Consider the following 13,129-nt stretch of genomic DNA (forward strand, 5'->3'; position numbering starts at 1 on the left):
AACTTATCCATGGAAAATGTTTTGCATCGACGGTGTGTATGAAAACAAGCTATACTAATAAAGTGCAAAAGTGAGTGCGTAAAAATGAGACGATCCTCATAAAAAGATTTTTATGAGAATCGCAACTTTTTCGCGGAACCAACGTTTAAATACATGATGATGTCACAAGGGCGACGCAATGATGTTTCGTAACGGCATATACAAGGGATTAACTGGGATGAATTCTCATATTCCTCTTTACGGTAGCATGAGCCCATTGTATAATGTTAAAGTGATGCAGCTAGTCTAGCATCTATATTTTCATGGTTTACAAGTTTCTACGACATTGGCTTACATAGGGTTAACCGTGTCCGTAGACATTATTTATACTAATATATGCTCTACTCTGGGAAGGGGGTGAATCGGCTATGAGGGAAACGAGCAATTCACTATCTGTACTAAACTCTCAACAACCGAAGCAATTTAGAGGAGGAGAAAAAAAGGTTATGAAGAAAAGTTTATCCCTGTTAGTTGCGATCGCAATGGTATTCTCCATGTTCGCAACTGTAGTTTCCGCAGCAGAAGAACCAACTGCTGGTGAATATCTTAACGAGCTAGGTGTTATTTTGGGTAACCAAGACGGCGACCTGAAAGAAGACCAAACTTGGAAGCGTCAAGACATGATCGTTCTTCTTTCCCGTTTGTTCGGCGCTGAAGACGAAGCAAAAGGCGCTGCAAAAACTCACGAGTTCAAAGACGTAACTGACAAAAACTACGACGGTTACATCTCTTGGGCAGTTGAAGAAGGTTTGACTAAAGGTAAAAGCGCAACAGTATTCGGTTTCGGCGACGAACTGGAAACTCGCGACTTCTACGCGTTCATCCTTCGTGCACTTGGTCAAGACGTAGACTACGAAGAAGTAGATGCAGTTGCAGTGGAACTGGGCCTTGCTCCAGAAGACACTGACTTCGACGATATCCCACTTCGTGGCGAAACTTACGTTGCAATCGTTGGCGCTCTGAAAACTGAAGTTGAGCCAGGCGTAACGCTTGAGCAAAAACTTGGTTTGGTTAAAGTAGCTGACGCTGTTTCTTCTGCTTCCGCAGTAGGCGTGAAAAAAGTTGAAGTTAAATTCAACGCTCCAATTGACACGGCTAAAGCCACTTTCTCTCTGAAAAAGGGCACTGCAGTAGTGAACATCTCCAAAACAACTTTCAATGAGGCTAAAACTGCTGCAACTCTGGAAGTTACTGTTCCATTGAACGGCGACTACAAAGTAACTGTAAGCGGACTGGGTCTGGCTGAAGGTAAAGACGCTGCTTCCTTCACGGCAACTGAAGAGCGCGTGGAATCCATTTCTATCGATTCCAATGGCTATCGTACAGCACAACTAGCTAACATGAACGACGTTGAAGTAGCGGTTAAACTTCTTAACCAATATGGTGAAGAAGTGAGCGCAGGCGTTGCAGGCGACGTTAGACCTACTGCAAATGCTGGTACTGGCGCTTCTTACGCTAGCGGCGTTGTTACTATTAAAGACATTCTTTCCACAGTTAACTCCCTTACTCTTACTGTTGTAGATCTGAAATTCGCAAAATCTGCGACTGCAACTGTAACTGTAAATCTTGTGAAACACGTTTCGGAAATCACTTTGAAAACTCCAGAAGTTGAAGAGGGCAAATCCCTTGAATCCAACAAAACTGGCGTAATTCTTCCTTTCGAAGCTAAAGACCAATATGGCAATGCTGTTACTGCCCTGAAAGCTGAACATCTGACAGGAGCTAATCCTCCTATCGTATTTATTACTAGCCCTGAGATTTCGGGTGTAGCTATTGCTGACAGTGGCAAAAAATTGAGCTTTAACATCGCCGCTTTCAATGGACCGAAAAAACTCTTCATCCAAGCTATTGTGGCTGCAAGCGGCAAATCTCACAAAATCGAATTTGACGTAAACGGCGCGAAAAGCATCAATACTGTAAGCTTGATTGCTCCTGCAACTCAATTTGGTCTTGGCGAACAAGGCTTCAAAGTTGAACTGCAAGCAAATGACCAATACGGTAATGCTCTTACTGCACAAGAAATCGTAGATCTTGCAAAAATGACAGGGCCTGAAGCTGATCGCAAGCTTACAATCAACACTGGCAACTCCAGCGTGTTCACTGTTGGTGGCTTGACGAAAGATGGCGACAAAGCAGTTATCACTCTTAACAGCGCTGGTCTTGTTAAAGGTTCCGGTCTGTTGCTTGTAACAGTTAACGGTACAGTAAACAATGCTAGTCAAACAATTACGGTTGTTGACGCTAAAGAGCCAAACTCTTTCTCTCTTGTTACTGATGTAACTAAAGCAGTGAAAGATGCTGAGCTTGTTGTTAAAGCTAAATTTGCTGACCAATACGGCAATGAGTTCAAAGGCAATAACAACGTTGTTACTGTTAAAGTAAACAATGACGACTTTGGCACAGGAATTGCTGGTAACAAAACTGTTCAAAACCTGATTGATGGTGTGAAATTCAATGCTACTAAGCATGATGCTTCGACTGTAGTAACTGTTGAACTTTATAATGCAGACAGAACGAGACTGCTTGATTCCGCAACAGTGACATTGACTGCTGTGAAATCGGATGCTACTCTGACTTACGAAGTTGAAGATCTGGGTACACTGCGTGCAATTGCTGTAACTACTGGTACTGATGCTGACGCAGTAAATACTCCTTATGCAAAAACTGTTAAAGTTGTTGGTAAAGATTCCAGCGGTGCAAAAGTAGCATTGCCTGCAAGCGTGCTTAACAATGTTACATTAGCTGACGACAAAGCTCGCGTGGCAAAAGTTGTTGTAGATGGTGTAGATGTATGGAAAGTTGTAGCTGTTGCAGACAAAGAAGGCGACTCTCAAATCAACGTACATTTGCTTAAACCAAATGCAGATATCGTTGTTCAACAAGCCAACTTTAAGATTTCCAAAGCAGCTCCAGTCGTAGCTTCCATCGCTGCTAAACAAAACGACAGTGCTGTAACTAAGATTGCTTATTCAACTCCTGCTACTGCAATTACTCTTCTGACTAAGAATGCCAACCTGTGGTTCGAAGTTAAAGACCAATATGGCGTAGCGGCTGACGGTGCTGGTAACGGTCCTACAGTAATCCTTTACAAAACAACGCCTAACAACGTTGTTAGCACGATTTCTGGTAACAGCATCACATTTGATGCTAACGGTAAATGGAAAATCACTGCAACTTCTGGTACACAAACAGTAGTAGTTGAAGTTGAAGTATCTGGTGTTGCCGACTAGTTGTTACCATCAATAAAACAAAAACCTTTGGTTAATTAACCAAAGGTTTTTGTTTTATAAAGAGAAACATTTTCCTCTCCCTATACGTCTATTTGTGTAAGATTGCAATAAAGGAGCGAACAAGATGTTAAGACGTATTGCAACAGGCGTAATTGTAGGAACGTTAATTGCAACATCAGTACTCCCACAAGCAAGTATTCGAGCAGCGGCTATTACAGGAACGGGACAATTCAAGCCAACAACATTCCCAGCTGTCTATTTGACAAACAATAGTTACTTGAAGTTAAGCTCAGCATACGTTGTGGAGGCTGAGAAAGGAAAAGCATTTGTATTTACCATCACGGTCTACAATGACAGCAATCAAACGATGGATTTGCTGGATTATTGGTTCAGAGTAAAAAACAAGAATGGATCTACTTATAAAATGAAAGTAGTTGATCCTAATGTCAAAGAAGTTATACCAGCCAAAGCAAATCGATCATTTACATACTATGCGGAGATCGACAATAACACATCTATTACCGATATTTCGGTTGATGTAATAAAATGGGATTTTAGTTTACCGAATTATGAACGTAAGTTAAGCTCCATTACGATACCGTCGAGCTATAACAATGTAACGCCATTTAGTCAGTCACAGCAATTTAAATGGAATAATCAATTAATAACTACGAAGTTAAATAAAGGTGTAGTAGCGTCTGATGGTAATGTCCAGCATGTTTCCTTGACGTTTGATATTAATAATAATGGAAATGTACCAGTGCGTTTAAGTAATACAAGCTTTTATATTAAAACGAAAAATGGCGGTATATATCCTATCGATTATGATCCAGGCAATGATTCAATCGCAGCAAAATCAACCAAGCAGCTCACTTTCGGTGCATCATTGCCATCTAATATATCTTTGGAAAAAGCTGTGATGGTTTGGGCAGAGAAGTCCGAGACGGTGGGATACGCGCTCCCGCTTGTTATACATGAGATAAAAACGCAGTCTGAGCAATTACAAGTAGCTGATGTACTGAAGCTAAGTTTTAATAATCTACAACTCGAATCTAAGATTAAACAAGTGACGGCAGTGTCTGTTACGAATGTGTTAAACAGATTAGAAGTAAAATACGAATTGGCTAACAAGGGCAAGACAAACGTACCTTTGCCACAGCTTGCATTCGAATATAAATCATCAAATGATTTTGTATACCCTCTTGAGATGAAGGAAACGGATGGAAAAGGAATTAATCCAGGTTTGAACAAGGAGCTCGAGTTATCTGTAGAGTTACCGGCTACTGAAACACAAGGCAAAGGAGCTCTGTATGTATACGAAATCGTTAAAATGAATGATAAAGACGTTAAACGCCTGATTGGCAAACACAATGCAGCGGTGTCTGCTCCAGTATCGACCAGCGATAATGCTTTCGGCAAGGGAATTGATTATAAGAGCGGTCAATCTGAATATAAAGTATCTGTAGACAATATATACAGAAGTCCTTGGAATAATGAAGATTTGATTCAAGCCGAAATAAAAGTCTCTAACAGCAATGGAAAAGGAAAAGCTGCCCCTCTATTGAATCTAACTGCGGAGATCTATCTTGACAATGTAATAATCGATGTTCCGGTTGATTTAATAAAAACGAATAATGGTATCAGTATCGGGGCTGGCCAATCCATTGAGTACTTACTTATTGCAAAAATCCCGTATACTCAAGAGTTTTCAAATCTAAAAGTAGAAATTAAGGAGAAGGTCGGGGAGATCACGACAAAGGTCGGCACGTTCTCGGGCAGCAATGCAGTTAAACAACCTTCTTTAAGTACTATAGGCAAAACAATCAGCACTGCACGTAATAATAAAAAATCAGAACTAGTCGTTCAAGGAATAAAGGTATTCGAGGGCCGCAACACGGACATGATTTATGTCGATATGGGATTAACTAATAAAGGTATTCGTTTTGACCAACTTTCTAACTGGGTAGCATTCTTCCGTAACAAATCGGGGATGGTATTTCCAGCAAAAATGGCGAATACAGCTGACTATGTCAATCCTTTAGGTCTTGTTAACACTTACGCGTATGCAATAATTCCTAAGAACGTTGGATTTACAGATTTTGAATTACTTGTAGGAGAAGGAATTATTCAATCTGCTTATGCTGGACCGACGGAAACTGCGACTGCCTTCGTAAATCCGTCCCGTATATCTTTAGATTATAAAGCACCAACGCCAGCTACTACATTTGATGAGCTAAATTTGTATCCCTACACTCTCAACTTAAATAATATACGTACCAGTATTTTGAGTAATGAATCTTTTATTCTGGATTTCAATTACAGACTTGAACAGACGGGGACTGGTGAAAAAGATTTAACAGAGAGAGAAGTATGGTTAGAAGTTATTGATGCAGCGGGAGCACGGTATGAGAAACAACTGAAAATCAATGAGGATCTACTTATCAAAGGCACACAAAAGAAAACGATTATATTTGAAGATAGTAATTTATATGTTAACATTCCTCGATTCGGAACCTATACCTTAAACTTGTATGAGGTCATTAACAATCATAAGAGATTAATAGCCGAGAAGAGAATGGACTGGTTCACTACTTCTTCATAATTGGCAATAATACCGCCGATCTAGTATTCTATTACATAGAGATACTAGAAGGAGAGGAGACTTCGTAGTGAAACAGAAGGTATGGAAGCTGGCCGGAGCGGCGGTTCTGATCGCGACAGGCGTATGGGTCGGCATGGTGGCCGGTAATCCGCTCGCGGCGAACTCAAGCGCTGTGACGCCGGGTACGATCGAAGATCCGGTCGTGACGAAGAGTTACGTGGATGAACAGATCGCGAAGCTGACGAATGGCGGAACGATCGGTAATGGCTCAGGCAACAATGGAGGTAACAACTCAGGCGGCAACGGCGGCGACGGAGGGTCTAGCGGAGGAGCAGCAGTGAAGCTTGAAGTTGTCGAGCTGCCAGTAGGCAAGACGTTGATGGCGGCCGCAGGGACGGAAGTGGTTGTTCGCGTTGGCAAAGCTATCGCATATAGCGCGACAACGGACGGTTTGTCTGACCTGACGGAAGGCATTGACATTAAGAACGGCAAAGACGTGCCTAAGAACCATCTCATTTGGTTCCCGCGCGATGGTCGTGGCATCAAAGGTCACGCAGACGAAACTGTTCCACTCACGTTAGTTGTTAAAGGCCCTTATACCATTCAATAATGGGATACCCCATAATCAGTCGAAGCAGCTGTTATCGCTTATACAAGCGGTAGCGGCTGCTTTTTTATTAGGTACAGCACTTTTCCTAAATAATCACCGCATGTCATAATCTTCACATAATGACAATAGATTATACGCTTGGGAAAGCGCAGTGCGAAGCACAATAAGGTCGTAAATCAAACTTTGCCGGAGGTGCTTTCTATAATGAGTCGCTCAAATAAAGTGATTGTGCCGCAATGCAAATCGGTCCTGAATCAAATGAAATATGAAATCGCCGCTGAATTCGGTCTGATGAATGGCGGATATACGGCAGGTAGCGTGGATACGGAATTTGCTGGAGAGCTTGGTGCAGTCCATGCGTCCGGTACGGGCAGCGTAAACTGGTCCACATTGTCCTCACGCCAGGCGGGGTCCGTCGGAGGAGAGATTACAAAGAGACTGGTCTCCCAGGCCGAACAGGTGCTGAATGGCGGTTTGACGCTCTAAGGCGAACATTTGGATCACCTTTGAATCTGGATTGACGCTTTAAGGCGGACATTTGGATCACAATTGGATCTGGCTTGACGCTCTAAAGCAAACGTCCGGATCACATATGGACCAGGAATGTCGCTCTAAGGCATACGCCCGAATCACATATTTACTATGGTTGACAAGATCGGTGTCCATTGACACTAAGCGACATTTTAGGTATTATGACTTTTTAGAAGAAGAGTTGTCTAACAACCTTTTCCTTCGCGGAAAAGGTTCATTTTTTGTGTAAAACGTTTATCTTTATTAGATACTAAGGTTTGTAGGAGGTTGATAAGGATGTCGGTAAAAGGACGCCACTTATTCACATCAGAATCGGTAACAGAAGGCCATCCTGATAAAATATGCGATCAGATCTCTGATGCCGTACTTGATGCATTCCTCGCGGCTGACCCAAATGCGCGCGTAGCCTGTGAAGTTTCCGTCGCAACAGGACTCGTACTTGTTATCGGAGAGATTTCCAGCAAAGCGGATTTCATTGATATTTCATCGATTGCACGCAAAACAATCAAGGACATAGGTTACACGCGAGCGAAGTATGGCTTCGATTCGACCACATGCGCGGTTCTGACATCGCTTAACGAGCAGTCCGCGGATATTGCCCAGGGCGTTAACGCCGCGCTTGAATCGCGTGAAGGCAAAGATATGAGGCAGGAGAACGAAGATATCGGCGCAGGAGACCAAGGCCTGATGTTTGGCTTCGCGACCAACGAGACGCCTGAGCTTATGCCGCTGCCAATCGCTTTGTCGCACCGTGTTGCGCGTCGCTTGGCCGAAGTGCGCAAAAATGATACGCTGGGTTACCTTCGTCCGGATGGCAAGACGCAAGTAACGATCGAATACGTGGATGGCAAGCCCGTACGCGTCGATACCATCGTTGTCTCTACGCAACACGCCGAAGAAATTACGTTGGAGCAGATCCAGCAGGATATTATGGAGCATGTGATCAAGCCGGTTGTACCTACGGAATGGCTGGATGAACAGACGAAATATTTCATCAACCCTACAGGCCGTTTTGTTATCGGCGGTCCTCAAGGCGACGCAGGTCTGACGGGCCGCAAAATTATTGTCGATACCTACGGCGGTTATGCGCGCCATGGCGGCGGCGCATTCTCCGGCAAGGATCCAACAAAGGTTGACCGCTCCGCGGCTTACGCAGCGCGTTACGTGGCTAAAAACATTGTTGCCGCGGGCTTGGCCGACAAATGCGAGATCCAGCTTGCTTACGCCATCGGCGTAGCGAAACCCGTATCCATTAACGTCGACACTTACGGCACGGGTAAAGTATCGGAAGAAATTCTCGTTGATCTGATCGCGAAGAACTTTGATCTTCGTCCCGCAGGCATTATCAAGATGCTGGATCTTCGCCGCCCGATCTATGCGCAGACAGCTGCTTACGGTCACTTCGGCCGTACGGATGTCGATCTGCCATGGGAGCGCGTAGACAAAGCCGAGAAGCTGAAAGCCGATGCAGGCGTACCTGCATAAGAGATCAAGCAAGATGCAAGCTAACAGTTCTTCTTCATTCCTTCATCATTGATCGCAACCTTAACGTCGTTGCTACCGTTATGTTCCATGACGGAGTACGGCGTTTTTTGTCGTTAGCCTAAATTATTGGGGCGCAAAAGCCGACAAATAGGGTACGAGCGTAAAGCCTAAGGAGTGAATATTGATCATGAAAGTAACCCGCAAGCTGTCTATACTACTTGCAATTGCCTTGCTTCTGCAGATCGGCTTGCCTGCTGCAGGATGGACCCTGAACCAGAGCGCCGTGACGGCGGCACCAGCCGGACCGGTAGCCGTTAGTTTATCGCCCGCCGATAATTTGACCGGAGTGCCGTTAGGCGCCAATCTGATCCTGACCTTCGACGAAGCCGTCCGGGCAGGGGCCTCGACCTCATACATATCTATATACAAATCGTCCAATAACAGCCTGGTGGAAGCGATCAGCGCCACTTCCGGGCAAGTGAGCATCAGCTCCAGTACGGTAACAATCAATCCAACGCTCGCCTCGACGAATTACAAGTTCGAGCTGAATACGGAATATTATGTGATGATTGATGCCGGAGCATTCCTCAACGTGTCGAACGGAGCGGCTTATTCGGGCATTCAGAACGCGACGCGCTGGAACTTCCGCACCGTTGTGACGGAAGATACGGTGAGGCCGACATACCTATCTCGCACGCCGGAGGGCGGTACGCACGCCATTACGACCTCGCTCTCCATCACATTCAGCGAGCCTGTCTATGCCGCTTCGGGCAACATCGTCCTGAGTTCGACAGATGATATGCGATATATTCCGGTCACGGCAAGCAGCGTGACGGGCAGCGGCACCAATACGATCTCCATCATCCCGGACGGAGCTCTCATGCCAAGCACTACCTATACGGTGACGGTTGCAGGCGACAACTTCGAGGATTCATCCGGCAACACGTTTGCGGGCATGTCCTGGTCGTTCACGACAGCAGCGGCGCCTGTCAATCTGTCTTCGGCGGATCCGTTCCAACCTGCCGACAACGCCATCTTGGTACCGATTGACAGCAATCTTACGATACGATTTGATCAGGCGGTACAAAGAAGCGCCGGCAAATCTATCGAGATCCGCCGAGTTAGCGACAATGCGGTCGTGGAAACTATCGCGGCTAACTCCTCAAGGGTGACGCTCAGCGAAGGAAACACCGTCGCGACGATCGATCCCGTTTCTAACCTCGCCGCAAGCACAGCTTATTATGTCGTTATCGAGCCAGGTGCGTTCACGAGACCTGCTCCAAATACGTCGGATTGGTTCTATGGAATCTCCGCGGCGACGATCTGGAATTTTACGACAGGTTATGGCAACGATGTTACGCCTCCAGGTCTTACCGGCGTTACGCCGACCTTCGGAGGCACAGCCAGCGGCACCAATACGCTGCTGACCTTAACCTTTAACGAAGAAGTATATCCGAATACAGGCAATATCGAAATTCGCCAGTATAACGGTGGGACGTTGTTCCGCTCCATCCCTATTACGTCGCCGCGCGTAACGGGCGGCGGTACAAAGCAGATTACGGTAGATCCAAATAAATATATTTCATCTTCCGATCCGGCGAAGTCGTTCGTCAACAACACCCGTTATTACGTCACGATAGGCAATCGCGCGATTAGAGACGGCGCAGGCAATTTCTACGCCGGCATCTCGAGCACAACGGGTTGGACCTTCACAGTTACGCAGGATGGCACGCGTCCGATGCTAAGCTCCTTGACGCCGGCGAATGGAGCTACTGCCGTTCCGGTCCAGTCGCAATTCGCAGCCTTATTCGACAAGCCGGTCATGACCGGACCTGGAGCCATTACTTTCAATCCGGCGAGCTCGAGCGGCTCGGCTGCTTCCGTCACGGGATCCTTTAGCGTAGATCCCGCCAATAACAAAAGGATCCTGATAACACCTAGCCAGCCCCTCTCGGCTAATACGAACTACTATGTCAATATCGAAGAGAATGCTGTGATGGATCTTGTCGGCAACTCTTTTGTCGGGATTCTCAATACGTATCAGTGGACGTTCCAGACGATAGGCGGAGACACGACGCCGCCGACGATCACCAGATCGGAAGTTGGCGGCTCCATCATTCGCTTGATCTACAATGAGCCGCTTAATGCGGACCTGAAGCCTTCGCCAGCGAGTTATTACGTCACAGTCGCCGGCGCTCCGCGCAACGTCACAGCCGTGAAGGTAGAGGGCAATATCGTCGTGCTGACGTTGGCAAGCTCCGTGGGCAGCAATCAGAAGGTAGTGCTGTCGTATACGAAGCCGACTACTGGGCTAGTTCAAGATATGTCTGGCAACCAGGCGGCTACGATTACGAATCTGGAAGTGTCGAACGGCTCGACGGGCACCGTGCCTGTCGTGAGCAGCGGAACGGCCTATGGCAACACGGTCAATCTTAATTTTAGCGAGTCGCTGTTCTCGGTCAACACCTTTGCTTACACGCAGTTCACGGTTACGGTCGGCGGGGCCAGCTACAGTCCGACGGCGATCTGGCATAGCGGGAACATCATTCAGCTGACGGTCAACGCTTCCATAACGAGCAGTCAGCCTGTATACGTATCCTACACTCCGAACAGCTATCCATTATTAGGCGTGTCAGGCAATACGGTAAGTGCGTTCAGCAATTATACGGTGAACGGAGGTAATACGGGCGGCGGTACCGTAGGCGATTATTTTGCGCCGACGGTAGTAAACATCACGGCTAACGGAACGTTGGTGTCCGTCAAATACAATGAACCGTTGAATTCCAGCACGGCGCCGGCCATTTACCAATATAGCGTAACGGCCGACGGCAGCGCGAGAACGATCAGCAACGTCATAGTGGCAGGCGACACCGTTTACTTGACGTTGACTTCGGGCGTGGCTACAACGCAGCAGATTCTGGTATCCTATATCGCGACCAATGCGACGTTAAAGGATTATTCCGGCAACTCCGCGGCTTCGTTTACGAATATTACCGCTAACAGCGGTACGGGGACGGGCAACGGACAGACAGGCGCGCTAAGGGGCGCCATTCTGAAAGGACGGACATTGACGTTAACCTTCAACGAGACGCTTAACCAGGTGTATGTGCCTTCGAGCAGCACGTTCGTTGTTCGCATCAACAATCTCGTCAGAACGATCAGTACCGTGCAAGTAGCCGGATCAGCCGTTATTCTTACATTGTCCTCTCCGGCTAATGTTGGAGAATCGGCAACCGTCTCGTATCTGCCAACAGGCGTGGGACTTTTGACGCTCGGCGGCCAGTCCGTGGCCAGCTTTACGAATGCCAACGTCGCGAACCAGACGACGCTGCTGGATAATCTGACCGGCGATTATGAAGCATCGGACGGCGGAGGCATCGCGATCAAGTATACAGGCGCGACGACAACGGCCGACACTTCGCCGGCAGGCGTATCCGCAAGCCGTTATACCGTGAGCAACGACAAATTTATAGCGGCGGTGACGACAGCGCGTAATGCGGGCCTGACAAGCCCGAGAATCGTGTTTAAGGTACCGGATCACGAACGGGCCGGTATTGCTGCGATCAGCCTGATCGCGCTGGAGATGGCGAGCAAGCAAGGCGGAGACGTGACGTTCGGAGTAGAGCATAAGGGGGCCACTTACGAGGTGCCGCTCAAGCTGCTGAACTTCGCCAAGCTGTCTTCTTCCGTTGGAGGCAATGGTGTATCCAGCCAGTTGCTCATCACGATTGATCAAGGCGCTAATAACCAAACAGCTGCTTTGTCCAAAGCGCTGAACTCGTCCAAAGCCCAAATCATTGAAGGTCCCGTTTATTATGAGACATTTGTAGTCAATGGTTCTACAAAGGTTGCGTTGACGGATTTCAGCGGTTATGTAGGAAGATCGCTAAAAACGACGGCCAACATCATTGAAAGCCAGTCTGCTGCCGTCTGGCTGGACCCGGTAACGGGTACGCTCTCCTACGTTCCGACGATATTCAAGGAGGAGAGCGGCGGAACGAGGGCCATATTCAAACGCAAGGGCAACAGCTCTTACGCGCTCGTCAAGAATACGTCGAGCTTTAGCGATCTGAGCACGCATTGGGCGAAGGATACCGTGCAAATGATGGCTCGTAAATTTATTGTCGAAGGACATTCGACGACGAAATATGAGCCGGAAAAATCGATCACGCGCGGCGAATTCGCCACTTATATCGCCAAAGGACTCGGATTGACGGGGGATAGAACGGCGGCGGCCAAATTCTCGGACGTGAACAAAGACACGGTGATGGGAGCGTATATCGGTGCTGCATCCGCAGCCGGCATCGTCAACGGAGTCAGCGCCTCGTCGTTTAAACCGAACTCTCCTATAACTCGCCAGGACATGGCGACGATGATGATGCGCGCGGCGAAAGTGGCGGAATTGAACGTAACGCTGCCAGGCAGCGTGGACTCGTATCTGCAGCCTTTCGGGGATCGGGGCGGCATCAGCTCCTACGCCAAGACGAATATGGCGCAAGCGATCTATCTCGGCATCATTAACGGCAAGTCGAGCACAAGGTTGAGTCCAACGACGAACGCTACCCGGGCCGAAGGCGCGGTCATGATTCAGCGTCTCCTTGAGAAAGCCGGCTTCTTGTCCACATAGTAATG

General features: G+C 47.3%; 6 protein-coding genes. All 6 read left to right on the plus strand.

The features are described 5' to 3' along the window. The first annotated feature begins 407 nt into the window (after positions 1-407). The 6 genes from KJW29_RS29445 (at position 408) to KJW29_RS29470 (ending at position 13,124) form a co-directional block, all read left to right on the plus strand. On the plus strand, positions 408-3,269 hold the full coding sequence (locus KJW29_RS29445) for a hypothetical protein (RefSeq protein WP_214627305.1): 2,862 nt from the start codon (positions 408-410) through the stop codon (positions 3,267-3,269). Positions 3,270-3,393: 124 nt separating this feature from the next. Continuing rightward, positions 3,394-5,871, plus strand: coding sequence for a hypothetical protein (locus KJW29_RS29450; protein ID WP_214627306.1), 2,478 nt, complete (start codon positions 3,394-3,396; stop codon positions 5,869-5,871). Positions 5,872-5,938: 67 nt separating this feature from the next. Further along, complete coding sequence (locus tag KJW29_RS29455) at positions 5,939-6,481, plus strand: hypothetical protein (RefSeq protein WP_214627307.1); 543 nt, start codon at positions 5,939-5,941, stop codon at positions 6,479-6,481. Positions 6,482-6,685: 204 nt separating this feature from the next. Beyond that, positions 6,686-6,967, plus strand: a complete 282-nt coding sequence (locus KJW29_RS29460) for an alpha/beta-type small acid-soluble spore protein (RefSeq protein WP_214627308.1) — start codon at positions 6,686-6,688, stop codon at positions 6,965-6,967. A 321-nt stretch (positions 6,968-7,288) separates the two neighbouring features. Beyond that, entirely contained in the window at positions 7,289-8,497 is a 1,209-nt protein-coding gene (gene metK / locus KJW29_RS29465) for a methionine adenosyltransferase (RefSeq protein ID WP_214627309.1), read from the plus strand. Positions 8,498-8,684: 187 nt separating this feature from the next. Next, a complete protein-coding gene (locus tag KJW29_RS29470) occupies positions 8,685-13,124 on the plus strand; it encodes an Ig-like domain-containing protein (protein WP_214627310.1) in 4,440 nt (1,479 codons plus the stop codon). Positions 13,125-13,129 lie beyond the last annotated feature (5 nt).

Source organism: Paenibacillus agaridevorans (assembly GCF_018604145.1).
Classification (GTDB): Bacteria; Bacillota; Bacilli; order Paenibacillales; family Paenibacillaceae; genus Pristimantibacillus; species Pristimantibacillus agaridevorans.

Coding starts and splice junctions, on each gene's coding strand:
- KJW29_RS29445 (WP_214627305.1), top strand. CDS start 408: ATGAGGGAAACGAGCAATTCACTATCTGTACTAAACTCTCAACAACCG.
- KJW29_RS29460 (WP_214627308.1), top strand. CDS start 6,686: ATGAGTCGCTCAAATAAAGTGATTGTGCCGCAATGCAAATCGGTCCTG.
- metK (WP_214627309.1), top strand. CDS start 7,289: ATGTCGGTAAAAGGACGCCACTTATTCACATCAGAATCGGTAACAGAA.
- KJW29_RS29450 (WP_214627306.1), top strand. CDS start 3,394: ATGTTAAGACGTATTGCAACAGGCGTAATTGTAGGAACGTTAATTGCA.
- KJW29_RS29470 (WP_214627310.1), top strand. CDS start 8,685: ATGAAAGTAACCCGCAAGCTGTCTATACTACTTGCAATTGCCTTGCTT.